Consider the following 24,282-nt stretch of genomic DNA (forward strand, 5'->3'; position numbering starts at 1 on the left):
GGAAAGCCAACTTTTGAATAGCCTGTTTACGAATTTGATCGGACTGGGGAGGCAGTTGTTTCCCCAGGGAGACGCTGGGTTGTCGAGCGAAGGACAGAATGCCTTCTTTGACATACTTGCGCAGAAGATGGGTGGGACCGTGAATATGTCGTTGTCTTCGATGCCCGCGGGTGTCGCGGCGGATAACGGCAAGGCCGCAGGCGGCGAGGCGGAGGATGTCTGCTCCTGCCCTGTCGCAGCAGCGAGCCAGGATCCTGAGGAGATCTCGATTCTCGTTTCTTCCCTCATTGCTGCGATAGGTCAACCCGTCGTCACAGACAACACTGCGGACGTTGAAGAGGTGGACCCAGAGGCAATAGCCGACTTTCTCCGCGGTGTTCTCGAGGTCCTCTCCGGCGGCGATGAGGTCGAGCTGAAGAGCGCTGAAGACACGAACGCAAAACCGACTCAATCCGGAGAGGGTTGTGAGGACAAGGACATGGAAGGCGCGAACCGCTACATGGGGTGTCTTGCATCGGTCCTTCTCCAACTCGAGGGGAGGACGGGGAAGAGCGGCACCGCAGACGCGTCTTCCGCCGGGAAGGATGCGGTTCCCGTTGAACAGCCCGAAAAGCCGGACTGGTCTGCGATCAAGACGGAGGCGCCGAAAGGACCCGCCCAGACCGGTGTGTCTGAAGACCAGGAGGCCCCCGCATTTGTCGTTGAGGTTGTGAGGGCTGCAAAAAAGGCAGTGGTGCCGGATCCATCGATGAAGAAGGAAATGGGGACACAGGCGGCGGCACCGGCAGCCGAGACCCCCGCTGCCGCGAAGGATGACAGGGCGATCCTTGCTTCCCGCCCGACAGCAGCACTGAAGGATACAACGGAGCCCGACAAGATCGTCATACGGGTCAAAGAAACGATGGACACGGAGATCGGGGAGGAGCGCGACAGCGGTGACAATCCTGTCATTCAGCAGAACGATTCATCCCGCCATGGTACCCGCCAGGCCGCGCCGGAGACGAAAGGCGTCGTGAAGAATGATTTTGGCGCAATGATGGTGGAAAAAATAGAGAAACTTACGGAGCAGTTCGCCGGCAGGAGCATGAACATGGACATGACGGTGAGACTGAAGATCGATGATAATGAAACGGTCCTTGTCGGTCTGAGGGATGAAGGGTCTTCCGTGACGGTTGAAGTGAAAACCACGAGCGAGACGACCATGAATTTCCTTCAGTCCCAAAAGGAGGACATCGCAAGAGTCCTTGAGAACAGGAACATCCAGACGACGATCCATGTCGATATCGACCAGGACGCGCAGGGGAAGAGGCAGCAGAAACAGCATCAAGACGCCGAGGAAAACGAAACGGCTGAGCAGCAGGACTTCGGCTCCTTTTTCGAAACCCTGGCATAAGGAGGCACCATGGCTATTACAAGCGTCACAAACACAGTGGATACAACGGGAACAAGCTCGACGACGTCATCAGCGGCAACCACGGAGCTTCTCGATACGAACGCCTTCATGAACATGCTCGTCACCCAGCTCAAATACCAGGACCCTCTCGATCCCATGGAGACAAATGAGTTCATGAGCCAGCTGGCGCAGCTGACCCAGGTCGAGAGGCTTCAGAACATCTACGATTCCCTTGCGGACCTGGAGACCACCATCGAAACGGGAAATCTTCTCGACATGATAGGGAAGAAGATCTCCGTCGACGGCAACACTCTCTCGCAGGGCGACGAGATAACGGCAGCGCCTTCGGCCGACTACGACAAGGTGGTCTTTTCCATCACCAACATCAATGATGGCAGCGTGGAGGAAGTGACCAGAAACAACGGCGAATCCCTTACATACACGAACGAGAGCGCCGATACCGTGGAGGTGACGGCCTCCGCGTTCAAAAATGGTTCCGCCGTCGAATGCGCCACGGCGGCATACCGGATCGTCACGGGAGTGAAAAGTACCGACACCAGTGTCGTCCTCGTTGCTGGCAATGGGGACCAATACACGGCAAGCTCGGTTACAACGATCAAGAATTAGAAAGGAGGCAAACAACCATGCTAAGCTCATTTTTCTCAGGCATCAGCGGTCTGATGGCCAACAGCAATTCCATCAATGTTGTGGGCAACAACATCGCCAACGTCAATACCGTCGGGTTCAAAGGGAGCAGGGCGACCTTCGAGGATGTCCTGTATCAGTCGATCAACGGGACCTCCGGCTCGAGCCAGGTCGGCAGGGGCACGGCGCTGAGTTCCGTCGACACGTCCTTTGGCCAGGGCAGCTTTGAAAGCACCAGCGAGTCCACGGACCTTGCAATCGGAGGTAAAGGGTTCTTCATTGTCCGGTCTTCGGAAAGCCAGACCAACTACTACACGAGGGCGGGCCAGTTCCGTTTTGACGCTGACGGCTACATGACGAACCCCGCGGGTGATATCCTCCAGGGACGGCAGATAGACCGGACCACGAACGCCCCCTATGGCGTCGATACGGACATCATCATATCCCAGGCCCCCAGCGAACCAAGGGCCACCGAGTTCATAGGGATGAACGTGAACCTCCAGTCCGACGCGACTGTGGCGGGCAACCTGGGGACATTGAGCGGTGTGGCCAATGGGACCGTCACCAGCGTGACTCTGAGCGAGGGCAGGTATCCGAGGACCGGTGCCTACACGATATCCTATGCAGACCCGGTTGCGCCTGCCACTCAGGGGACATTGACGATACAATGTGATCTTACGGATCCGACAGGTGCCGCGACGGGATCCACGGTCACATACACCGCTCTCGTTGATGCGGCAACGTCATACACCAATATCGGCGGTTCGGGACTTGACATTATCACTGACACCGCCCTTACCGACGGAGCGTCGAGGACGATCGCCTACACAGGATTCTCCACGGACTATGTGAGCGCAACAAAGAACCCGACGACGACATCGAACTATTCATCGTCCGTCACGGCATACGACTCCCTTGGCCAGCCCCACGTGGTAACGGTCTATTTTCGCAAGGCCTACGAGACGACCTCTCCACAGACCAGCGTCTGGGAGTGGATGGCCCACCTTGACGCGGCTGATTCCGCGACCGGTGCCAATGACCTTGCCGGCTGGGGTACCCTCACATTCAACAACAACGGTGCGTTGACAACCGGCGGCGACGCGACAACCGTCAGCTTCGATTTCTCCCAGGGTGCCAACCCGGCCCAGGCGATCGATCTTGTTTTCGGTTCGGGCTCCGGCGGCGGTACAACGACCCAGTACCCCATCGCCTCGACTACGAACTTTCAGACCCAGGACGGCTATCCCCCCGGCGTCCTCCAGAACGTGACGGTCAGTGCCGAAGGTGTCATCTCCGGCCACTACTCCAACGGCCAGATCCTGAACCTCTACCAGATCACCCTGGCAAATTTCAACAATCCCAACGGGTTGACAAAGGAAGGCAGCAACCTCTATTCAGAGACCATCGACTCCGGCGTTGCCTACACCAATGCTCCCGGCGAAGGCGGCCTCGGCAAGATCAGCGCCAACTCCCTCGAGCAGTCCAACGTGGACCTCGCTACGGAGTTTGTAAAAATGATCATCGCACAGAGAGGCTACCAGGCAAATTCCCGCGTTATCACCACCACCGACGAGGTTCTGCAGGAGCTTATGAATATCAAACGATAAAGAAGTCTCAGGTTTCAAATTTCAAGTAAGGGACAGGGGTCGGAAAACCGACCCCTGTCTTCCTGCCACGAAGCACCGGACACCCGTTCTTTTCGTTTTTCCTGAAAGCTGAAACCGCCTCTCTGTCAATTCCCTGACGCGATGTGGCCCGCGGCAGCTGGCTGAATCATTATTTTCCCTGTAATGTCAAGCCGTTTTCTTGTTGGCACACTTATTGCTTCTTCGTTTCTCCAAGGAGAATCCTGATGGCCGAAGAGAGACAAGAAAAAACAGATGCTGCGGAAATGGGGCAAATGGAGGAGCAGGAGAAGCCTGTCAGGAAAAAGGGCAAGTTCAAGCTTATCCTCCTCGTTGTCTTCGTTCTCATCATTGCCGGCGGTGCCGGCGGTTACTTCATGTTCGGCAAGAAGATAGCGGCCAAATATCTCGGCAAAGAGCCTGCGGCGGCCAAAGAGACGGCGGCGAAAAAGGAGGCTGTGGGGCCTATCCTTCAACTGGAGCCTTTCGTCTTCAACCTGACGGGCAGCCAGGCTAAGTACGCAAAGGTGTCCCTGGGGCTTGAGGTCAAGGACGTCAAGGCCATGGAGGAGACAAAGAAGATAATACCCGTTATCCGTGACAGGATACTCTTCATATTCGGCGCGAAGGCGGCCGAGGTGCTCATGGATGTCAACCAGCGGGAGACAATCAAGAAAGAGGTCCATGACAGCCTGAAGGCTATTTTCAGGAGCGATGGGGAACTGAAGGCCGTGTATATCACGGACATTATAATCCAGTGAGGTATTGATGGACCAGGTTCTTTCACAGGCTGAGATCGATGCTCTGCTCGGGGGCATATCGGAAGGCGAGATCCTGACGGAGAGCGCTCCCCCCGAGGAACCAATACAACAGGCAGCCGAAGAGAAGGCAGTGGCCGATTTCGATTTTGTCCGTTTCACGAAGGGCAAGAAGGAAAGGCTGCCGGCACTGGAGTTCATATACGACAGGTTCTCCAAATCCTTCCGGTCGGCCCTCTCCCTTTTCATGGAGCGTGAGATCGAAGTGGGTCCCGCGCCGGCTCAGTACGTGGAATACAGCGAATTCATAAAGACACTTCCCCTGCCCACGAACATGAACATTGTCGTGACAGAGAATCTCAACGGCTTTTTCATTGTGATCTTCGATGCCAAGCTTATCTTTTCTGTTCTGGAGACCGTCTTCGGAAGCGCCTCGATATCCCACGCCAGGATCGAAGGCAGGGAGTTCACGAAGATCGAGTTCAGCGTCATCAAGAAACTCATCGACCTCGTTTCCGTGGAAATGGAAAAGGCCTGGGAGCCCGTGTACGAGATACACTGCAAATATTCCCGTTCCGAGATAAACCCCAACTACATCACCATGGTCGCGCGCGAGGAGATCGTCAACCTCAACGAGTTTTCCATAGAGATCGGGGACATCACGAGCTGGATGAAGATCTGCATGCCCTACGGCGTTCTTGAGAGCATAAAGGGCTATCTCATTTCCACTCCGTCCCGCGAGGACATGGAAATGCGCGAAAAGTGGCTGACAAAGATGCGGGAGCGCATCATGGACGTGCCCGTCCAGGTGTGCGCCATCCTGGGGAGAAAGAAGATGTCCCTCCACGAATTCGCGTCGCTGGGCGCCGGGAATGTGGTGATGGTCGACCGGTATGTTAATGATGCCGTCGATATGGAGATCCACAAGAAGACGAAGTTTCGCGGAAAGATGGGCGTTTTCAAAGGCAGTAAAGCGGTCAGGATAGATGACATCATCCAGTAGAAGCGGCAAAAGAGGCTGTGAGACGGTCCATTCCCCGGACGGGGGTTTCAGGGCCATGGAGGAATAATGGAAGAGCTTTTGAATGAATCACCCGCCGCCGTTGCGAACGGCGGCCCAAAGAAATTCGAGATGAACATCGATAGCCTTCTCGACATCTCCGTGGAGATCTCCGTCGAGATAGGCCGGACGAAACTTACCATAGGCGAACTTCTGGCCCTTTCCAAGGGTTCCATCATTGAGCTGAACAGGATAGCCGGAGAGTCCGTCGATATCTACGTCAACGACAAGCTTCTGGGCAAGGGCGAGATAGTTCTCGTCAACGAGCGGCTCGGAGTGAGGATCATGGAGATCCTTACCCCCAAGGAACGCGTCCAGGAGCTTGGTTGATGGATACGTACCTCGGCATGATCAAGGTCATCTTCATCATGGCGGGGATGATCGCCGGCATCTACCTGCTCTCCCGGTACGCCGGCAAACTGAACCTCAGGTTCAGGCCGAAGGATGCCGCAAATTACGGCCTCAAGAAAGTCGACACCATTTACCTCGCGCCCAGGAAATTCATATCCGTGGTCGAGGTCAGGGACCATGTCCTCGTGATCGGAGCAGGGGACAAGGAGATAACTCTTCTCGCGAAGTGGCACAAGCAGCAAGGGGAGAGTTCATGAAATACCTCGTGGTGATATGCATCGTCCTCTCCCTCGTCGCATTGCCCGCCGTTGTTTCGGCAAAGGCGGACAAGGCCGCGTCGGTGAACATGCTCAATTCCCTCGTCGGAGCCGACGGCGGACGGAATCTCATCAACATCGTCATAGTGCTGACGGTACTTGCCTTCGCCCCGGCTATTCTTCTTCTCATGAGTTCCTTTACCCGCATCGTCATCGTCCTGTCTTTCCTGCGGCAGGCAATGGGCATACAGCAGCTTCCGCCAAACCAGGTGGTGGTCGGTCTTTCCCTCTTCCTCACCCTTTTCGTCATGGCCCCGACATACGACAGGGTCAACGAAGCGGCGCTCAAGCCCTATCTTGCCAACAAGATCGGTTTCGAGGAGTTTATGGACAAATCCACCAGGGAATTGGGCACCTTCATGCTCAAATACACGAAGGAGAAGGATCTGGCCCTCTTCATGAACATCGCCAAGCTCAAGAGACCGGAAGGGCCGAAGGACCTGCCGCTGCGGGTCATCGTTCCCGCCTTTGCCATAAGCGAGCTCAAGAGGGCATTCCAGATCGGGTTTCTCCTCTACATACCCTTTTTGATGATAGACATGGTCGTCGCGAGCGTCCTTCTATCGGCAGGCATGATGATGCTTCCTCCCATCTTCATATCCCTGCCTTTCAAAGTTATGCTCTTTGTTCTTGTGGATGGGTGGAACCTCCTCGTGGGGTCGATCATCAAAGGTTTTCAATAGGAGACTTCAATGAGCCAGGACCTTGTTATTCAGATATTCAGAGACTTCCTTAAATCGACGCTCATCCTCATGGCGCCCCTTCTCGTGGCCTCCATATCGGTGGGTCTCATCATCAGCATATTTCAGGCGGCCACGCAGATCCATGAGATGACGCTCGTCTTCGTACCGAAGATCCTTGTCATATCCGTCTGCCTGATCGTTCTTTTCCCCTGGATGATGAATTTCGCCATCTCCTTTACGGTGAATCTCATCAGCAACATACCGCTATACGTGAGATAGATGACGGACATAGCCATCACATTCGAGATCCAGAGATTTCTCCTCGTCTTTTTCCGGGTAGCGGCGGTGCTTTTCATGATACCCCTTTTCACCTCGCGATCAGTATCCGCCATGTTCAAGGGCGGTCTTTCCCTTATGATCGCCTACCTTCTCTACGATATCGTCAGGACGAATGTCGTTGTGCACCAGGACTCTTTCATGCTCTTCATCATGTGCGCAAAGGAGGTGTTCGTCGGGGCGACCATCGGCTTCATCGTTCGCCTCGTCTTTGTTTCGGCCAGCATGTCCGGTGAGATCATATCCCTGCAGGCCGGTCTCGGGTTTGCTCGTTTCATGGACCCCTATTCCCAGCAGCAGGTGTCCATCCTGGAACAGATCAAGAACCTCATCGCCCTCCTGATATTCTTCGTCATCGACGCGCACCACATGGTCATCAAGGGGATAGCCTACAGTCTTCGGGAACTGCCCATCGGCGCCGTGACCCTTCACTCTTCCCTCGCGGGCTTTCTTGTCAGCGCAACGGGCAGCATCTTCGGGGCGGCCTTCAGGATAGGGGCCCCGATAATCGTGACGCTCTTTCTCGTGGAACTGGCCTTTGGAATGCTCTCGCGGATGATACCCCAGGCAAATGTCTTCGTTGACGCCATACCCGTGAAGATACTCATAACGGTCTTGATGCTGGGCATGTCGCTGGGCTATATCGTGCCGAATATTAGCGGCCTCTTCCGGGGGCTTGAAACAGATTTTATCCGGGTTATCCGGATGATGGGATAGGACATGTCGGATAGTTTTCAGGAGAAGACCGAACAGCCAACCGAAAAACGGTTGGAGGATGCACGGAAGAAGGGGAAGGTGGCGATCTCCCGCGAGGTTAACACCTCCATTATCATCCTCTTTTCAACCATCTTCCTCTATTTCATGGTGTCCAAGGGCTTCCAGGAGATGTTCAAGGTGTATGCCAATTTTGCCAGGAACGCCAACATGGAGGTGGGACCCGGCAACATGTACGACATCTTTTCCTTCGCCCTCGTCCGGTGGTGGTATATCGTGGTGCCCGTGTTCGCCATCGTTACCGTTCTCGGGCTTGCCGGCAGCATCATGCAGTCGGGGTTCATGTGGAGTTTTGAGGCCCTCAGCCCCGACATGGGCAAGATGAACCCGGCCAAGGGAATAAAGAACCTTGTCTCCAAGAAATCCTTTGTGGAGCTCCTGAAATCGATCATCAAGATCATCCTTCTCATCTATGTGGCACGCAGTCTCATCGTAAGTCAGATGCCCGTCATCTTCGGTCTCACCGGCCAGGATCCGGGCACGATCGTCAGTTTTCTGGGACAGGCATCATTCAGCCTGACCCTCAAGATCGGGATCATCTTCCTTTTTCTGGCGGCCCTCGATTTCGCCTATCAGAAGTGGGACTTCAAGAAATCCATGATGATGACGATGCAGGAGGTCAAGGAGGAGCACAAGGAACGCGAGGGCAACCCGCTTGTCAAGGGGAGGATCCGCAACCTTCAGCGCGAGATGGCCCGCCGCAGGATGATGGACGATGTGAAGACGGCCGATGTGATCGTGACGAACCCGACGCACTTCGCCGTGGCCCTGAAATACAGGGCGCATGAAATGCCCGCGCCGAAGGTCGTTGCCAGGGGAGCAGGGTTTGTGGCCCTGAGGATAAAGGAGGTGGCGGCCCAGCACCGGGTGCCTCTCGTCGAGAACAAACCGCTGGCGCAGGGTCTCTATCACGCGGTGAACGTGGGCGATTACATACCCGAGAAGTTCTATCTCATCGTGGCCGAGCTCCTGGCGGGCATCTTCAAAAGGAAAGGGAGGGGGTCACTGTAAATGGGTGCGATGGGTGCCAGCCTGAAAAGCAAAAGCGACATGCTCATTGCCGTGAGTGTCGTTTTCGTCATCATGATAATGATCGTTCCTCTCAACAGTTTCTTCATTGATATCTTCCTGTCGATGAGCATATCCATCTCGCTGGTCATTCTTTTCATTGCCATGTACATCAAGAGACCCCTTGATTTCTCAGTCTTCCCGTCGATACTTCTCATCGTGACGCTATTCCGTCTCTCTCTGAACATTGCCTCGACGCGGCTCATCCTCGTTCACGGCGACGAGGGCGCACAGGCGGCAGGCAAGATCATCAAGGGTTTCGGCAGCTTCATCGTCGGCGGCAACTATGTCGTCGGAGCCGTCGTCTTCCTCATCCTCATGATCATCAACTTTGTGGTTATCACGAAGGGCGCGGGAAGGGTTGCCGAGGTGGCCGCCCGTTTCACCCTTGACGCCATGCCGGGAAAGCAGATGAGCATCGACGCCGATCTGAACGCCGGCCTCATCGACGATACGGCGGCCCGCAAGCGCAGGGAACGGGTGGAGATGGAGGCCGACTTCTACGGCGCCATGGATGGTTCAAGCAAGTTCGTCCGCGGCGACGCCATTGCCGGGATCATCATCATCTTCGTCAATATCATAGGCGGCCTGGTCATCGGCGTCGTGCAGAAGGGGATGAGCATCAACGACGCTCTCTCCGTTTACACGCTCCTGACAATAGGCGAAGGGCTTGTCGCCCAGATACCGGCACTCCTCACATCCACGGCGGCAGGCATCATCGTCACACGGGCGGCGAGCGAATCCAACCTGGGAAGCGACGTCGTCTCCCAGCTTTCCACCCAGCCCAGGGCCCTTATGCTCGCCTCCTTCGTAATCCTCTCCATCGGCATGGTCCCGGGCATCCCGCTGGTGCCCTTTCTCATACTCTCGTCCATTACCTACGGCGTCAGCCACGTCATGAAAAAGGCGCCCGAGGAGGAACTGCCCGCTGTCCCCGAGGCTTCCACGGAATCGAGGGAGAGGGCGGAGACCATCCAGCCTCTCGAGATACTGGAAGTGGAGATCGGCTATGGCCTCATTCCCATCGTCGACGCCGAGCAGAACGGCGAGCTTCTCGACAAGATACGGGCCATCCGCAAACAGATAGCCGTGGAGCTTGGCATCGTCGTCCCGCCGATGAAACTGAGGGACAACCTGCAGCTCGGCGCGTCAGAATACGTGGTATTGCTCAAGGGAATAGAGATGGGTCGGGGGAGCCTCATTTCGGGTAATCTGCTTGCCATGGGACCGGAGGGAAAGGAAAGACCGGCCGACGGCATCCCCACAAAGGAGCCGGTCTTCAATCTTGATGCCTACTGGATAGCCGAGAAGGACCGCGACACCTACATATCGGAAGGGTTTACCGTCGTCGATCATCCGACGGTCATCGCGACGCATCTCACGGAACTTGTAAGGAACAATGCCCATGAGCTCCTGACGAGGCAGGAGACCCAGAAGCTCATCGATAACGTTGCCCCGACGCACCAGAAGGTGATCGAGGAGATCTCGCAGAACCAGGTGAACGTGGGTGTTGTCCAGAAGGTCCTCCAGAACCTGCTTCGCGAGCAGGTGTCCATTCGCGACCTCATAACCATTCTCGAGGCGATAGCGGATGCGTCGTCATCAACGAAAGACCCCGATATCATCACCGAATATGTTCGTCAGAAAATGGCGCGAAGCATCCTCAAACCGTACCTGGTGGATGGCATCCTCAATATCCACATCCTCGAGAAGACCCTTGAGGAGCGGCTTCTGGGCAGCGTCCAGCCGACGGACCAGGGCTCGGTTCTCGCTCTTGACCTGGGTTTCAGCCAGAAGCTGATAGAGAAGATCGGAAATGAGGCCAAAAAGGCGATGCTCCAGAATTATCAGCCCGTTCTTCTTGTTCACCCGATCCTGCGGGGACGGCTCAGGAGGTTCCTTGACAGGTACATCCAGGGTATAACAGTCATTTCCCATAACGAAATACCGCCTCAGATAAGGATCCAATCAGTGGGGGTCATAAGAATAAATGAAGGTTAAGACCTATACTTTCGACGATATTCGCAGGGGTATGGATGTCATCAAGGAGCAGTTCGGCCCCGATACCATCATCATGGACATCAAGCAGAACAACCACAACGGCAACGGCTGGACACAGAAGGGCTGCGAGATATCCATAGCGGTGGAGAACGATCCCGCCACCACCATGGAGACAGACCTCGGGGAGATCAGGAAGAAGACCGAGGCCATCTGGAGCGATGCGGCACGGTATCTTACGGAGCGCCTCGTTTCCATCGAAACGGACATGTTCGTCGACAGGCTCAAGGCATACCCGATGCCGCTGAAGATCCTTCATGACAGGATGGCGAGGGCCGGCTTTGACAGGCACACCTCCATGTCCCTTCTCTCCGATGTTTTTGCGGAGATAGGGGCCATCGCGGATAACAGCACCAAAGCCCTCTTTTTCCTGAAGGCCAAACTCGGCAAACGAATTGCCCTGTGCAACGCTATGACGGCCGATGAATCTTTGCTTCTTATCGGACCCACGGGGTCGGGAAAGACGGAAACAACCAAGAAGCTGGCCAGGCTCATGCATGGACGGGATCTCCATCCTTCTATCATTGCCTTTGACCCCGTAAGAAGAGGCACATATGAAGAGCTCCGCGCCTTCTCGGAACAGACGGCGATCCCTTTCCAGTTCGCTACGAGCATAGAAGACCTTCGCCGTAAGGCGAACGAGGGAGACGGCAAGAAGCTCATCGACATCACGGGTCACCTGACCTACCAGGGAGAGGTGGTCGACAACCTTCGGGGAATGAAGAAGCTTGCAGTTTTCCCGGCGGGAACGAGGGATGAGACGCTGGAACATTACCTCAGCATCATGGACGGGACATCCATCGCGGGACTTATCTTTACAAAACTGGACGAGGAGGAGCGCCTCGGCCACCTGTGCAACAGTATCCTGAGGCTATCAAGGCCCATTGCGGCCCTGACCAGGGGAGTCGGTATCGGAGACATCGTGATCCCGGACCAGGAAACATTCGGCAGAATACTCATCGAGGGGAAGGCATGGTAGACAACGGAAGCAGGACGATCACGATAACGAGCGGAAAGGGAGGAGTGGGCAAGTCTTCGATAGCGTCTAACATGGCCTATCTTCTGGGAAGCATGAACAGGTCCACCTTCATTCTCGACGCCGACCTTTCGCTGGGGAATATCGACATCATGTTCGGTATGGTGCCGAAGTTCAACGTCCGCGACGTTATCGACGGTTCACGCCAGATCAGCGATGTCATCCTCGAGGGGCCCTGCGGCATAAGGATCATCCCGGCCACTTCGGGAGTGAGCGAATTCTCCCACCTGAGTGAGGATGAAAGGGCGGTCCTCATGAACTCCCTGAGTACGCTGCCGAAGCACGATTTTCTCATTGTCGACACCTCCGCGGGAATATCGTCCGACGTGCTCTACTTCAACTCGATGAGCCATGATATCTTTGTCGTGGTCACGCCGGACCCGGCAAGCATCACCGATTCCTACGCCATGATCAAGGTTTTGAGCACAAAGACGGGCAGGAAGGATTTCAATATCATCGTCAACATGGTCAGGGAAGAGAGAGAGGCGCTCGAACTCTTCAGGAGCGTGGTAGGCGTCACCGACAGGTTTCTCGATGTCTATCTCAATTATTTCGGTTACATCCCGCACGATCAGCACGTGAACATGGCCACAAGGAAACAGAAACTGTGGGCCGAGCGTTTTCCCGATGCTGTTGCTACTCGTGCGCTTGCAAAAATATGCGACAGGTTGGTGTCATGATGACATGGAAAAAAGGATACGCGACAACATTCAAAGACGAACGTGAAAGGACCATCGACGAGTTCATACCCATAATCAAGCACCTGGCTTACAAGGTCTCCAGGCGGTACGAAGATGACGCGATCATAGAAGACCTCATCTCCGCGGGCATCGTGGGACTTCTGGAGGCAATGGAGAAGTACGACGCCACGAAGGGCGCCAAGCTCAACACCTTTGCCTACCTCAGGATACGCGGTGCCATGATAGACGAACTGCGTTCCCGCGACTGGTTTCCGAGAAGCGCCCGGTCAAAATCGAAGAAGATCAATGAAGTCGTCAGAAAGCTGGAGAACAAGCTCGGCAGGCTGCCAAAGGAAGAGGAGGTGGCCGAAGCGCTGGGAATGAGACTCGAGGACTATTTCAAGATGCTCAAGAACTACGGGAACCTCTCGGTCCTCAGCATGGAGGACCTCCACGAACTGCTCGGGGAAGACCGCGACAGGATAATGCGCTACGTCACGGAAGAGGGCGACGACCCGGAGAAATGTGCCGAGGCCCTGGAGCTGGAAGGCATAATGGCCAAAGAGTTCGACAAGCTGCCTGAGAGGCAGCGTTATGTTCTGAGCCTCTACTACCACGAGGACCTGAACATGAAGGAGATCGCCCGCGTCCTGAGCATTACCGAGGCACGGGTGTGCCAGATACACTCCCAGGCGATCCTGAACATGAGGGTCTCCATGAAGAAGTTCCTTCGTAATTAAGGTTTCTCCTGAGCTACCGATAATATCTCTGACTATTATGGAACGCGAAGAGATTCTGAAGAGACTCAGGAAAATAGATGTATTGCCTACCTTCCCGGAGGTCATGGCCGAGGTCATCAGTGTCATAGAGGATCCGATGAGCTCCGCCGGGGACCTGGCGAGGACCATGGACCCGTCGATGGCGAGTGAGGTACTGCGTCTTGCCAACACCGCCTATTTTGGAACCCGCAACTTCCGCAAGATCACGTCCATCGAGCACGCCATCGCCATAGTCGGACTGGAACAGCTTTCCCAGATCATCCTTCATATGCCTTTTCTTTCCATGATGGGGGGCGAAGGCGGCCTCGACAGGGAAAAGTTCGTACGCCACTCCATGATATGCGGCATAGCATCGAAGGTCATGAGCGGTACCCTTCACGTGGGGGAGGAGCACGCCGTCTACATCGGCGGTCTCATGCATGATATCGGCGCCATCATCATATACCGGTATTTCAACGAGGAATGGAAGACAATAAGCGCCCTCGTGAGGAATGGGGGCTGTGCATGGACGCAGGCGGAGGAAGAGGTGCTCTCCTGCGATCACGGCATGATCGGAGCGTGCCTTTTGACCATGTGGAACATACCTCAATCGGTTACGGATGGGGTCATGCATCATCACTCTCCCCGGAGAGCCGCTGAGAATATATGGAGTGCGAAGCTCATCGATGCGGGAAATAGGTTTGCAAAAAAGGTCGATCTAAGCGATAATTTCGCAAGTCTGGATGAATTTATTAATAATAACAGAGACTTCATTCCTCTCGTCGAGCAAATGGGCCTTAAAGTGTCGCTCGCGCAGGAACTGGATCTTTATGAAGGCGTGTACGCTCTCATGAAGAATGCGCGGGGTTTGCTGTCATGCACAGGAGAAGACAAGGATGATCAGGGTACTGATTGTTGATGATTCGCTGGTGATGCGAAAGACGATATCAAGGATGCTGTCGAGGGACACGTCCATCGAGGTCGTAGGCACTGCCGTTGACGGCAAGGACGCCCTCGAAAAGGTCGAGTCCCTGAAGCCCGACGTCATCACCATGGACGTGGAGATGCCCATCATGAACGGCATCGAGGCCCTGAAAAAGATCATGGCGAAAGACCCTGTGCCTGTGATCATCATGAGCGCCCTGACCAGGGAGGGGGCCGAGATCACCATGGAGGCCCTGCAGCTTGGCGCCTGTGATTTCATCACCAAGGATTTCACAAATATAGGCGGCTCCTTTTCCTCGAAGGAAACGGAAGTGATCACGAAGGTGAAGAACGTTGCAAAGAACAAGGTAAGGTTTCTCCTTCGCAAGCTGGATATCAAGCAGAAGCCCGCCGTCATCAGGGCCGACCAGAATATCCGCCACGAGATCCTGGCCATCGGCGCCTCCACGGGCGGGCCTCCGGCTCTGCAGCACATCCTGACAAGGCTTCCCCGGGCCTTTCCCGTGCCCGTGGTCATCGCCCAGCACATGCCCAAGATATTTACCCAGTCCTTTTCACAGAGGCTCGACACCGTGTCGCAGCTGCAGGTGAAGGAAGCCGAGGACGGGGAGACCCTGAAAGCCGGTGTTGCTTACATCGCCCCGGGGAACGCACATATGGCCGTCAGAAGAAGAGGGAAGAGCGTCTTTGTCCAGTTCACCGACGGCACCCGGTATATCTACCGGCCTTCCGTCGACCTTCTCATGGGCACGACGGCGGAGGCCTATGAAAGGCAGTCCTTCGGTGTCATCCTGACGGGCATGGGTAATGACGGGCTTGTCGGGATGAGGGAGATGAGGGCGAAGGGTGGATACATCGTGGCCCAGGACGAGGAGACATGCGTGGTCTTCGGCATGCCCAGGGCCGTGATAACGGCCAATCTGGCCGATGCCGTGCTGCCCATAGACAAAATATCGGAAGAGATCATGAGGGTGCTATGAGAACGCAGAAAGAAGAGAATGCCCGGAGCAGGAACCCTGTCGGGGAAGAGCTGGAGAGCTTCATAGTCCTTCTCAGGGATGGTGACAATTTCGAAAAAGAGAAGGCCATCGATGCACTCGTGGCGTCCCCGGGAAAAGAAGTGGTGGAACAGATCATCCCTCTTCTCCAGGAGAAGAACACGCCCGTCAGGATGGCCGTGCTCGACGTTCTCAAGGAGATCGGAAGCACTCATCTCGACGGCGTCATCGGAATGCTTGAAGACGACAATGAGGATATACGGGTATATGCCTGTGAGGTCCTTTCCGTCCTCAGGGACCCGCGCTCCATACCCATAATCGTGAAAAAATCCCGCGATGATGCGGAGAATGTGCGAAACGCCGCCTGCATGGCTCTCGGTGAGTTCGACGACGATGAGGCCGTGGAGGCCCTCCTCGACGCCTTGAAGGACGAGGAATGGATAGCATTTTCCGCCATCCTGAGTCTGGGAAGGACGAGAAGCCCCAGGGCTGTCCCCCGGATCCTTCAATTCTTCAGGGAGAGCGGCGAAGAACTCTCGGGTGTCGCCTGCGAGGTACTCGTCGGGTACGGCGACGACGCCATACTCGACGAGATATTCGATGTGCTGAAGGGATGGGACAGGGAAAAAAGGAGCGCCTACCTGAAGGTCGTGCTCGAAAAAGGCAACGAGCACACATTCGAGAGGCTGAAGGAAAAAATAGGGGACGAACTCTTCGAGCACCTTCTTGACAGCGTTGCCGAAAACAGGCACCGTCCCATAGAGATCGTCCGCATGCTGACCCATTTCAGAACGCCGGAGACCTGCAGGGCCGTTCTCGATGTCCTCAAAGCCATGGAGCCGGACGACGAGAACTACGACACGGTCCTCGGGCTTTTTGCATCACTTGGCGACATATGGGCGGGCGAGGTTGCCGGCTATATGGGGCTCGACGAAGCGAATCTTCTTCCCCTTATCAGGTCATGCAAAATGACGGGGGTAAAGGTTGAGGAGGAGGCCCTTCTGAAACGCTTCCTTAGTGCGCCCGTGGAATTGAAAAGGGAGATCGTGATGAACGTTCCCGCTGTCATCGACGGCAATGGGTGTTCCATCATCAAGGAGGCACTGAAAGACACGGACGGCCACATCAAGGGGTTCGCCGTTGAGGCCGTGGGCGATTTGAGGCTCATGAATCTCAAAGAGGACATCATTCGTATTCTCGGGGAGGACTTTTACGATGTGAGGGTAAAGGCGTTGAAGACACTTATCCGTCTCGACCCCGCCCTGGCGATGGAAATGATCTCTGCCTTCGTCGACAGGGGCTCCGTGGAGGACAAGAAAGTGTATCTCGCAGCAGCCAGTCTCGTCGGCGGGGAAGAGAACCTGCCCTTCGTCACCCGACTCCTGTTCGATGAGGACGAGGGTGTGCGCAGAAGTACCATCAGTGTTCTCGGCAGCTTCGCCGACGACGAGAACTACATGGAACTTATTCAAAAGACGCTCATGGGCGACGATATACCCCATGAGGTGTTCAAGGTCGTCAAGGACAAGAGATTGAACCGCTTCAGGGACAGGCTCGTCGTGATCTTCGCGGACGAGGGCAAGGGCATGTGGACGCGGTATTACGCGCTGTCCGCACTTGGCGCATTCAAGGACCCGGCGCTCTTCGATATATTTGTCAGGGGTCTTGAGGACGGCAATGGGCTCATTACGATAGGGTGCATCCGGTCGCTTGCCGACCTGGGTGATGCCCGTGCCATGGACTGTATTCGGCCTTTCGTGGATAGCGCGAATGACGATATCAGGTCCGCGGCCCAAATGGTTATGAACAAAATGCAGAGTGTATAGGAACCGGCCATGACGAGAGAAGAATTTACCGTGCTGAGAGATTTCATCTATGAGAAAACAGGTATATACTTCGCCGAATCAAAGACCTATCTTCTCGAGAGCCGTCTTACGAACAGGCTCAATGAACTTGGTCTTGGCTCTTTCGAAGATTATTACTATCATCTGAAGTACGGAGCCGATAGGGGCAGAAACGAACTGGCAAACCTCTACGACGTGGTGACGACGAATGAAACAAGTTTCTTCCGCAACCCCCCGCAGCTCGACGCGTTCAAGATCATCATGAAGAAATCGTATATGAACGGCGCGGCCCCGGCCACTCCCATCCGCATATGGAGCGCGGCCTGTTCCACGGGCGAGGAACCCTATACACTGGCCATCATGCTCATGGAGATGGCGGAGCTCCACCGGGTCAGCATACCCTTCAACATTCTCGCAACCGACATCAGCAGCAAGGTTATAGAGTCGGCGCGGAAGGCTGTGTTCAGCCAGTACAGCGTCCGGAACACCGACGAGGCCATCAAGAGAAAATATTTTACAGAAGAGAACAATATGTATAAGCTGAAAGAAACCGTAAAAAAGTACGTTAAGATCGACTTCATGAACCTCATGGACAGCGATGCATACAGATTGTACCGGCAGATGGATTTTATCTTCTGCAGGAATGTTCTTATCTATTTTGACGAGAAGATGAAGAAGAAGGTTGTAGATCATATGTATGAGTGTCTGAGGCCAAAGGGATTCCTCACCATCGGTCACGCGGAATCGCTCCACAACATATCCCGGGCCTTCAAGCCGCTCGTGTTTCCCGGCACCATAGCATATCAGAAAGGATGAAATATGAAGACGATACTTATCGTGGATGACTCGGCAACGATCAGGAAACTTCTGGCGTATATCCTGAAGCGGAAGAACTACGTAATTGCCGAGGCAGAGGATGGGATCGACGCCATGGAGAAATTGAGCCATGTTCAAGTCGACCTGGTTATCGTGGACCTCAATATGCCTAACATGGATGGGATCGAATTCGTAAAGAACCTGAGGGGCAACTACTATTACATGGATACGCCTGTCATCATGCTTACCACGACGAAGGATGACAAGCTGAAAAAGGATGCTTTAGACGCCGGTGTCAACATGTTCCTCAACAAGCCGGTGCAACCAAATTTCTTGCTGTACAAGGTGGAAAGCCTTATACAGGATGAGGAGGAGTTCAATGGATGATCAAGCTCTCCAGCGGGACGAGATGCAGGAAATCATCGATGAGTTCATAGTTGAGTCCAGTGAACTCATGGACAATGTCATTCAGGACATTGTCGTTATCGAGCAGAATCAGGACGAGGAGGTTGTGAACAGTATCTTCCGGGCCGTTCACACCATCAAGGGAACGTCGAGTTTCCTGGGGTTCAATGCACTGTCCCAACTTGCACACAAGGGCGAAGACGTTCTCGGAGTCATCCGCAAGGGCGAGATGGCCACCGACCAGACGGTTGCCGACATTCTCCTCGAATCCTTTGACCTCATGAAGCTCATGATAGAGGACATTCGGGACCAGGGAAGCGAGAACCATGACGCCTCCGCCGTCATCGTAAAACTAACGGACCTTCTCGATCCCGCAAAGAAAGGAGCGCAGCAGCCACCGGAAGAAAAGAAAATGATCGGCGAGCTTCTCGTGGAAGAGAATATCATCAGCAAGAGTGAACTCGACAATGCCCTCAAGAAACAGGAGACGGAAAAGGACAAGAAGGTCGGAGAGATCATCGTCGAGGAGAAATACATCACCGAAACGCAGCTCAACAAGATACTGGTAAAGCAGAAGAGCCCAAAATCCGAGGAGCAGAGCATCAGGATCGACGTCAAGAAGCTCGATGAACTGATGAATCTCGTCGGCGAGCTCGTTCTTGGAAAGAACAGGCTCATCCTTGTCAACAGCATGGCAAAGAAGGGCGAGGAGAGCGAGACCGTCTTTGACAACCTGACGGACATAACGAACTACATCGAGGTTATCACCAATGAACTTCAGCTTTCCGTCATGAGGGCGCGGCTGGTGCCTGTGAGCAAGGTCTTCAACAAGATCCCCAGAATGGTGAGGGACCTCTGTTCCGAATTCAAGAAGGACATCGAGCTCAAGGTGGAGGGCGAGGAGACGGAGCTTGACAGGTCTCTCATCGAGGCGCTGACCGACCCTCTCATCCACATCATACGAAACTCCGTAGACCACGGTGTCGAGCTGCCCGCCGACCGTGAGGCAAAGGGAAAACGCGCCAAGGGCCTCCTTACCATCAAGGCATATAATGAAGGCAACCATGTCATCATCGAGATATTCGATGACGGCAAAGGCATCAACATCCAGGCTGTGAAGGACAAGGTCAGGGAGAAGGGTCTCATGAACGATGCGGAGCTGGCAAGCCTCTCGCCGAAAGAGGCGATGAACCTTGTCTTTATCCCGGGGCTCAGCACCGCGCAGAAGCTGAGCAAGGTCTCGGGCCGCGGCGTGGGGATGGATGTGGTCAGGACGAACATCGAGAAGATGAACGGACAGGCCCACATCGATTCAGAGGAAGGGAAATGGACGAAACTGACCATCAAGCTTCCTCTGACACTGGCCATCATGAGGGCCCTCATCGTAAAAGTGGCGGAGGAACTCTTCGCGGTACCCCTCAACACGGTCACGGAACTCGTCAAACTCAAGGAAGGGCTCATCAAGACCGTGGACAAGAACGAGGTTCTCGTTCTTCGCAACACGGTGATCCCCATCGTGGACCTCAGCAAGGCCTTTCTCATGACCGCCGACGGGGACGGCAGCGGCTACATAGTGGTCTGCGCGATCGGCGAGAAGACGATAGGGATCAAGGTCCAGTCCGTTATCGGGCAGGAAGAGGTGGTCATCAAGCCTCTCGGGGAATTCCTGAAGGACATCAAGGGGATAAGCGGTGCAACCATAAGGGGCGACGGCAAGGTGATCCTCATACTCGATATCCCCTCGGTCATCCTCGACTACACCATGCACAGAAGGGCCCACGCCCAGGCACAGGCCCAGCAGATACAGATGGGGATGAGAAACTGAGAAGGCGGGCCATGGGCAACAGGTCGAAGACCTGACCCCTGTTATTTGACCCATGGTATCATCTTACCGACATTCTTCCCGTTGCGACAAAGCCCTTTCTGGATGTCGCTTGCGCGGGAATGACGAGTTCCGGGTTGCAATAAGGCTCTTTCAGGATGTTGCCTGTGCGGGAATGACGACCCTTAAGGCTGTTCGGCAGGAGGTTGACTTCCGCAAGAGGGACCTTTTCCTATAACCCGTTGCCCATCCCGTTCATCGTTTCATACTCAAGAATTGCATTGTTTTCAATAGTGTAGAGGTCAGCGGGAACCAGGTTGACGTCCTTCAGACAGATCTGCATTTCGTCGTAGTTCTCCTGCTCCAGGTTCTCTATTACGCAGACCAGCTTGCCGAGAACGCCGTGGCGATGGAGCAGGGCGCTGTGTATCTCCTCGGAGAGGTTGAAGTCGCTGAGTATGTTCTGAAGAGGGACCTGGAAGAGGGCATCTATGAGGGACAGAACGCCGGTGATGAATGCCATGTCTGCCGCGGAGGTATCGCGAGTTATGCGGGTGGCGAGGAGTTCCATGATCCGGCCCCTGATGACGGCCCTTTCGAAGAGAGGGGCAGAGCGCGTGTCATAACCTTCACCAGCGAAAAGAAGCAAAGTCACCCACTTCTGAAGCTTCCGATATCCCAGGAGGGCTATCGCCTGCCCGATGGAGTTAATCTTGTTTGCCGTGTAGAAGGCCGCCGAATTCATGAATTGAAGAAGCTTGATATGGAGTTCGGGATTCTTCCTGAAGAGCGCCTCGATAACAAGGAATTCCTCCTCGCGGGCAAGGATCCGTGAGAGGTCGAGGAGCACCAGCTGCGTCGGCGAGATGGACCTCGCCGATATGATCGACGGTTTCTCGAAGAAGTAGCCCTGAAAATAGTCGAAGCCGAGATCGCGGCATGTCTCGAAGTCCTCCTGGGTCTCCACCTTTTCGGCAAGAAGCTTAAGGTTGTGTCTCTTCAGTTTCTTCACAAGGTTGGGGAGTCCCTTCCTGTCGGTGCCCATGAGGTCCACCTTCACGTAGGAAGCAATGTCGAACATGCCCTGAGAGGCGCCGTCATAGTCGACGAAGTCGTCGAGGGCGAACTGATAGCCCTTCTTTCTCGTCTGCGCGCAAAGCGCCAGCACCCTTTCATCGACTTTCACCGTTTCGAGAAGCTCGAGGACGGTCATCTTCCCGGGAAGAAGTTCGATGATGCCGCTCTCCAGCACCCTGTCATCGACATTGATGAATCCTATCTTGTCCCCGATGAGCCGCGAGATGCCGATGTTGTTGAGGGCATTCACCATCACACTTGCCGTTGCGTGCATGTTGTCGGTGATATTGGCCCCGTTGGCAACTCCGCTGCGGAAAAGGAGTTCGTAGCCGAAGGTCCTTTTGGCCCTGTTCAGGATGGGCTGCCGGCCGATATAGATCTGCATGTCTTCGCCAGAGCGCTCATGGTTTTCCTTTAGACGGCTGTCGGTCGGGTGTGTGTTCATTGAGTTCCGGATTTCCTTTACATATTTTATCGCCTGTAGTATCCATAAGATTAAGCACACAATTTGCATATAACTTAAGTCGAGCGTGGAATTTCCGATTATACAGGAAAGAGGAGGAATTCACATGAATGAGGGAGCGATACTGCAGCTTGTGACGTTTAAACTGGGAACAGAGGAATTCGGTGTTGATATCCTGAAGGTGCAGGAGATCAACAAGATGATGAATATTACGAAGATTCCCAACGCTCCGGTCTTCATAGAGGGTGTGATCAATCTCAGGGGAAAGATCATTCCCATCGTGGATCTGCGCAAGCGCCTCGGCTTCCGTGAAAAACCATATGATAAATCGACGCGTATAATCGTGGTGGAGCTTGAGGGCCTTGTGCTCGGTTTCATCGTTGATTCCGTCTCCGAAGTTCTGAGGATTCCCGGGAACACGATCGAACCGCCTCCTTCCATGGTGGCAGGGATAGAATCGGAATACATAGAAGGCGTGGGCAAGCTGGACGACCGACTGCTCATCCTTCTCGAACTGAAGAAAGTATTCTCGTCCCCTGAAAGAAAGGACATAGAGAATATCGATATGAACTGAGGAAAGAACGGGACGGGTTTTATGGACGAGACCTTCGAGGTCAATCTTCTACGGAATGTTCAGCCAACCGACAGAAAGCTGTCGGTATCGAAGGAATTCGTCGGTCCGAAGGACAGAGAAGAGAAAAGCCGAAGAGACCCCCATGACCATCGCGGTCGGGAGACAGCAGAAAAGCCCGTCAAGACATACGGCAAGGATCCCGGAAAACCGGCGGATGAGGACCTGCGCCCCGGGAAGATAGATATAACCATATAAAAACATAATGACCAATAACCAAATTCCAATGACCAAACAAAAAGATAATTGCCGATGAACGGAGAAGGAGACTGATTATTGGTACATTGTCTCCTGCCTGGTGATTGGGATTTGGTTATTGGTCACTATTTTTTTCCCCTCCTCCTCCTAGGACCTTATAGAGGTTGACGAGGTTGGATAGCCTGATCAGTCTTGTGTTTATGAGGCCCTGCTGTGCGGCGTAAAGGCTGCGCTGGGCGTCGAGGACGGTGAGATAGCTGTCGATGCCGCTCGTGTAACGTGCATCGGCAAGGCGGTAGGTGTTGGCCGAGGCATTGACGAGGGATTGCTGGGCCGTCAACTGGTCGCCAATGGTCCCTCGCCGTGCCAGGGCGTCGGATACTTCCCTGAAGGCGGTCTGAATGGCCTTTTCGTACTGTGCTACGTATATCTGGCGGGTTGCCTTTGCTGCCTCGAGGTTGGCCCACAATAGAATGGAGTTGAAAATGGGCACGTTGACCTGCGGCACGAAGCTCCATGTCGCGGCCCCGGCCTTAAACAGTCCCGCCAGGTCGTTGCTGGTCGTTCCGATGCTGGTGGTCAGCGTGATCGTGGGAAAGAATGCCGCTCTGGCGGCGCCTATGTTGGCGTTGGCGGCCTTGAGGAGACTCTCCGCCTGGAGAATGTCGGGTCGCCTCAAGAGTACCTGGGAGGAGAGGCCGGCAGTTACGTCCTTCGGCGCCGCAACGGAGTCCAGGCTATCGGACAGGAGGTCGGCGGGCACGGGAGCGCCGACGAGGAGGTTCAAGCCGTTCTCATCGGCAGCCGTGAAGGCGGTGTAGCGGGCGACGTCCACCCGCGCCGCTTCGACCCTGGTTCGGGCCTGGTTGAGATCGAGCTCGGATGAGGAACCCAACTCATAGCGCCGCTTGATCATGCCGTATGATGACTCCTGGGCTTTGAGCGTCGAATGTGCAAGCTTAAGGTTCTCCCTGTCGGCCGCAAGGGTCAGATAGGCGCCGGCAACCTCGGATATGAGCGAGATCTGCGCGCTTCTCCTCGCATGCTCTGTTGCGAAATACTGTTCCAGCGCGCTGTCCTTAAGGCTGCGGATGCGCCCGAAGAAGTCCACCTCCCAGGAACTGATCCCAACGTTTGCGTTGTACAGCCGTACGTTAGCGGCCTGGCCGTTTTCGCCGATGTCGGCGGGCGTCCTGTATTCATTCAGGCTCCCTGCGGCGTTGGGCAGGGGGAGGATCACGGCGCGCTGGACCCGGTACAGGGCCCGCATTTTTTCGATATTCAGCGCCGCCACCCTGAGGTCCCGGTTATTGTTGAGGGCAAGCCCAATGACCTTCTGGAGCTTCTCATCGGTGTAGAACTCGCGCCAGTCCATGTCAGAGGCAGCCGCGCCGGCCCTGTCGGCGCCGGTCTCCTTGTAGGCCGGACCGGTGGGCCAGGAGGCGGGCACGGGGGCATCGGGGCGTTTATAGGTCGGAGCCATCGTGCATCCGGCAAGGCACCCGATCACGGTGATGAGGATGATCGCGTTTCGTATCATG

The 24,282-nt window shown here is 54.9% G+C and carries 25 protein-coding genes; 23 read left to right on the top strand and 2 right to left on the bottom strand.

Going from position 1 to position 24,282, the window contains the following annotated elements; genetic code table 11:
• Nucleotides 1-79 precede the first annotated feature (79 nt).
• From PHC90_06445 to PHC90_06545, 21 genes are all read left to right on the top strand, one after another.
• Nucleotides 80-1,393 carry a hypothetical protein gene (locus PHC90_06445; protein ID MDD3845986.1) on the top strand — a complete coding sequence of 438 codons (1,314 nt, stop codon included), beginning with the start codon at nt 80-82 and terminating at the stop codon, nt 1,391-1,393.
• 9 nt (nt 1,394-1,402) lie between these two features.
• On the top strand, nt 1,403-2,020 hold the full coding sequence (locus PHC90_06450) for a flagellar hook capping FlgD N-terminal domain-containing protein (protein MDD3845987.1): 618 nt from the start codon (nt 1,403-1,405) through the stop codon (nt 2,018-2,020).
• A gap of 17 nt (nt 2,021-2,037) precedes the next feature.
• Nucleotides 2,038-3,645 carry a flagellar hook protein FlgE gene (locus PHC90_06455; protein MDD3845988.1) on the top strand — a complete coding sequence of 536 codons (1,608 nt, stop codon included), beginning with the start codon at nt 2,038-2,040 and terminating at the stop codon, nt 3,643-3,645.
• Between the two features lie 245 nt (nt 3,646-3,890).
• Nucleotides 3,891-4,424 (top strand): flagellar basal body-associated FliL family protein, encoded by a 534-nt coding sequence (locus PHC90_06460; protein MDD3845989.1) that lies wholly within the window; start codon nt 3,891-3,893, stop codon nt 4,422-4,424.
• Between the two features lie 7 nt (nt 4,425-4,431).
• A complete protein-coding gene (fliM, locus tag PHC90_06465) occupies nt 4,432-5,424 on the top strand; it encodes a flagellar motor switch protein FliM (protein MDD3845990.1) in 993 nt (330 codons plus the stop codon).
• A gap of 66 nt (nt 5,425-5,490) precedes the next feature.
• Entirely contained in the window at nt 5,491-5,811 is a 321-nt protein-coding gene (gene fliN / locus PHC90_06470) for a flagellar motor switch protein FliN (protein ID MDD3845991.1), read from the top strand.
• Entirely contained in the window at nt 5,811-6,089 is a 279-nt protein-coding gene (locus tag PHC90_06475) for a flagellar biosynthetic protein FliO (GenBank protein ID MDD3845992.1), read from the top strand. Before fliN ends, PHC90_06475 begins: the two co-directional genes overlap by 1 nt.
• Nucleotides 6,086-6,832, top strand: coding sequence for a flagellar type III secretion system pore protein FliP (fliP, locus tag PHC90_06480; protein ID MDD3845993.1), 747 nt, complete (start codon nt 6,086-6,088; stop codon nt 6,830-6,832). Before PHC90_06475 ends, fliP begins: the two co-directional genes overlap by 4 nt.
• A 9-nt stretch (nt 6,833-6,841) precedes the next feature.
• A complete protein-coding gene (fliQ, locus tag PHC90_06485; protein MDD3845994.1) occupies nt 6,842-7,111 on the top strand; it encodes a flagellar biosynthesis protein FliQ in 270 nt (89 codons plus the stop codon).
• On the top strand, nt 7,112-7,885 hold the full coding sequence (gene fliR / locus PHC90_06490; protein ID MDD3845995.1) for a flagellar biosynthetic protein FliR: 774 nt from the start codon (nt 7,112-7,114) through the stop codon (nt 7,883-7,885).
• A 3-nt stretch (nt 7,886-7,888) separates the two neighbouring features.
• A complete protein-coding gene (gene flhB / locus PHC90_06495; GenBank protein MDD3845996.1) occupies nt 7,889-8,953 on the top strand; it encodes a flagellar biosynthesis protein FlhB in 1,065 nt (354 codons plus the stop codon).
• Nucleotides 8,954-11,011, top strand: coding sequence for a flagellar biosynthesis protein FlhA (flhA, locus tag PHC90_06500; protein ID MDD3845997.1), 2,058 nt, complete (start codon nt 8,954-8,956; stop codon nt 11,009-11,011).
• Nucleotides 11,001-12,047 carry a hypothetical protein gene (locus PHC90_06505; GenBank protein MDD3845998.1) on the top strand — a complete coding sequence of 349 codons (1,047 nt, stop codon included), beginning with the start codon at nt 11,001-11,003 and terminating at the stop codon, nt 12,045-12,047. Before flhA ends, PHC90_06505 begins: the two co-directional genes overlap by 11 nt.
• Complete coding sequence (locus tag PHC90_06510; GenBank protein MDD3845999.1) at nt 12,041-12,784, top strand: MinD/ParA family protein; 744 nt, start codon at nt 12,041-12,043, stop codon at nt 12,782-12,784. Before PHC90_06505 ends, PHC90_06510 begins: the two co-directional genes overlap by 7 nt.
• Nucleotides 12,781-13,524, top strand: coding sequence for a FliA/WhiG family RNA polymerase sigma factor (locus PHC90_06515; protein ID MDD3846000.1), 744 nt, complete (start codon nt 12,781-12,783; stop codon nt 13,522-13,524). Before PHC90_06510 ends, PHC90_06515 begins: the two co-directional genes overlap by 4 nt.
• Before the next feature lie 37 nt (nt 13,525-13,561).
• Nucleotides 13,562-14,461 carry an HDOD domain-containing protein gene (locus tag PHC90_06520; protein MDD3846001.1) on the top strand — a complete coding sequence of 300 codons (900 nt, stop codon included), beginning with the start codon at nt 13,562-13,564 and terminating at the stop codon, nt 14,459-14,461.
• A complete protein-coding gene (locus PHC90_06525; protein MDD3846002.1) occupies nt 14,439-15,467 on the top strand; it encodes a chemotaxis response regulator protein-glutamate methylesterase in 1,029 nt (342 codons plus the stop codon). The genes PHC90_06520 and PHC90_06525 overlap by 23 nt, the downstream gene beginning before the upstream one ends.
• The gene (locus tag PHC90_06530; protein MDD3846003.1) at nt 15,464-17,311 is read left to right on the top strand and encodes a HEAT repeat domain-containing protein; all 1,848 of its coding nucleotides are present in this window, start codon (nt 15,464-15,466) and stop codon (nt 17,309-17,311) included. The genes PHC90_06525 and PHC90_06530 overlap by 4 nt, the downstream gene beginning before the upstream one ends.
• A 9-nt stretch (nt 17,312-17,320) precedes the next feature.
• Nucleotides 17,321-18,145, top strand: coding sequence for a protein-glutamate O-methyltransferase CheR (locus PHC90_06535; protein ID MDD3846004.1), 825 nt, complete (start codon nt 17,321-17,323; stop codon nt 18,143-18,145).
• Between the two features lie 3 nt (nt 18,146-18,148).
• Nucleotides 18,149-18,532, top strand: coding sequence for a response regulator (locus PHC90_06540; GenBank protein MDD3846005.1), 384 nt, complete (start codon nt 18,149-18,151; stop codon nt 18,530-18,532).
• The gene (locus PHC90_06545; GenBank protein MDD3846006.1) at nt 18,525-20,375 is read left to right on the top strand and encodes a chemotaxis protein CheA; all 1,851 of its coding nucleotides are present in this window, start codon (nt 18,525-18,527) and stop codon (nt 20,373-20,375) included. The genes PHC90_06540 and PHC90_06545 overlap by 8 nt, the downstream gene beginning before the upstream one ends.
• A 229-nt stretch (nt 20,376-20,604) precedes the next feature.
• Here the strand turns inward: PHC90_06545 and PHC90_06550 are convergent, their stop codons facing one another.
• Entirely contained in the window at nt 20,605-21,894 is a 1,290-nt protein-coding gene (locus tag PHC90_06550) for an EAL domain-containing protein (GenBank protein MDD3846007.1), read from the bottom strand.
• Nucleotides 21,895-22,018: 124 nt separating this feature from the next.
• On the opposite strand from PHC90_06550, the gene PHC90_06555 reads away from it, so the two are divergent.
• Both PHC90_06555 and PHC90_06560 read left to right on the top strand, forming a co-directional pair.
• Entirely contained in the window at nt 22,019-22,486 is a 468-nt protein-coding gene (locus tag PHC90_06555; protein MDD3846008.1) for a chemotaxis protein CheW, read from the top strand.
• Nucleotides 22,487-22,507: 21 nt separating this feature from the next.
• On the top strand, nt 22,508-22,741 hold the full coding sequence (locus PHC90_06560) for a hypothetical protein (protein MDD3846009.1): 234 nt from the start codon (nt 22,508-22,510) through the stop codon (nt 22,739-22,741).
• Nucleotides 22,742-22,856: 115 nt separating this feature from the next.
• Here PHC90_06560 and PHC90_06565 read toward each other — a convergent pair whose 3' ends face one another.
• Nucleotides 22,857-24,281, bottom strand: coding sequence for an efflux transporter outer membrane subunit (locus tag PHC90_06565; GenBank protein MDD3846010.1), 1,425 nt, complete (start codon nt 24,279-24,281; stop codon nt 22,857-22,859).
• Between the last annotated feature and the right edge of the window lies 1 nt (nt 24,282).

This window comes from Syntrophorhabdaceae bacterium (assembly GCA_028698615.1).
GTDB lineage: Bacteria > Desulfobacterota > Syntrophorhabdia > Syntrophorhabdales > Syntrophorhabdaceae > Delta-02.

Excerpts from the sequence above, each read along its gene's own strand:
- PHC90_06450 (MDD3845987.1), top strand. The coding sequence starts at position 1,403 with ATGGCTATTACAAGCGTCACAAACACAGTGGATACAACGGGAACAAGC.
- PHC90_06455 (MDD3845988.1), top strand. The coding sequence starts at position 2,038 with ATGCTAAGCTCATTTTTCTCAGGCATCAGCGGTCTGATGGCCAACAGC.
- PHC90_06460 (MDD3845989.1), top strand. The coding sequence starts at position 3,891 with ATGGCCGAAGAGAGACAAGAAAAAACAGATGCTGCGGAAATGGGGCAA.
- fliM (MDD3845990.1), top strand. The coding sequence starts at position 4,432 with ATGGACCAGGTTCTTTCACAGGCTGAGATCGATGCTCTGCTCGGGGGC.
- fliN (MDD3845991.1), top strand. The coding sequence starts at position 5,491 with ATGGAAGAGCTTTTGAATGAATCACCCGCCGCCGTTGCGAACGGCGGC.
- PHC90_06475 (MDD3845992.1), top strand. The coding sequence starts at position 5,811 with ATGGATACGTACCTCGGCATGATCAAGGTCATCTTCATCATGGCGGGG.
- fliP (MDD3845993.1), top strand. The coding sequence starts at position 6,086 with ATGAAATACCTCGTGGTGATATGCATCGTCCTCTCCCTCGTCGCATTG.
- fliQ (MDD3845994.1), top strand. The coding sequence starts at position 6,842 with ATGAGCCAGGACCTTGTTATTCAGATATTCAGAGACTTCCTTAAATCG.
- fliR (MDD3845995.1), top strand. The coding sequence starts at position 7,112 with ATGACGGACATAGCCATCACATTCGAGATCCAGAGATTTCTCCTCGTC.
- flhB (MDD3845996.1), top strand. The coding sequence starts at position 7,889 with ATGTCGGATAGTTTTCAGGAGAAGACCGAACAGCCAACCGAAAAACGG.
- flhA (MDD3845997.1), top strand. The coding sequence starts at position 8,954 with ATGGGTGCGATGGGTGCCAGCCTGAAAAGCAAAAGCGACATGCTCATT.
- PHC90_06505 (MDD3845998.1), top strand. The coding sequence starts at position 11,001 with ATGAAGGTTAAGACCTATACTTTCGACGATATTCGCAGGGGTATGGAT.
- PHC90_06510 (MDD3845999.1), top strand. The coding sequence starts at position 12,041 with ATGGTAGACAACGGAAGCAGGACGATCACGATAACGAGCGGAAAGGGA.
- PHC90_06515 (MDD3846000.1), top strand. The coding sequence starts at position 12,781 with ATGATGACATGGAAAAAAGGATACGCGACAACATTCAAAGACGAACGT.
- PHC90_06520 (MDD3846001.1), top strand. The coding sequence starts at position 13,562 with ATGGAACGCGAAGAGATTCTGAAGAGACTCAGGAAAATAGATGTATTG.
- PHC90_06525 (MDD3846002.1), top strand. The coding sequence starts at position 14,439 with ATGATCAGGGTACTGATTGTTGATGATTCGCTGGTGATGCGAAAGACG.
- PHC90_06530 (MDD3846003.1), top strand. The coding sequence starts at position 15,464 with ATGAGAACGCAGAAAGAAGAGAATGCCCGGAGCAGGAACCCTGTCGGG.
- PHC90_06535 (MDD3846004.1), top strand. The coding sequence starts at position 17,321 with ATGACGAGAGAAGAATTTACCGTGCTGAGAGATTTCATCTATGAGAAA.
- PHC90_06540 (MDD3846005.1), top strand. The coding sequence starts at position 18,149 with ATGAAGACGATACTTATCGTGGATGACTCGGCAACGATCAGGAAACTT.
- PHC90_06545 (MDD3846006.1), top strand. The coding sequence starts at position 18,525 with ATGGATGATCAAGCTCTCCAGCGGGACGAGATGCAGGAAATCATCGAT.
- PHC90_06550 (MDD3846007.1), bottom strand. The coding sequence starts at position 21,894 with ATGAACACACACCCGACCGACAGCCGTCTAAAGGAAAACCATGAGCGC.
- PHC90_06555 (MDD3846008.1), top strand. The coding sequence starts at position 22,019 with ATGAATGAGGGAGCGATACTGCAGCTTGTGACGTTTAAACTGGGAACA.
- PHC90_06560 (MDD3846009.1), top strand. The coding sequence starts at position 22,508 with ATGGACGAGACCTTCGAGGTCAATCTTCTACGGAATGTTCAGCCAACC.
- PHC90_06565 (MDD3846010.1), bottom strand. The coding sequence starts at position 24,281 with ATGATACGAAACGCGATCATCCTCATCACCGTGATCGGGTGCCTTGCC.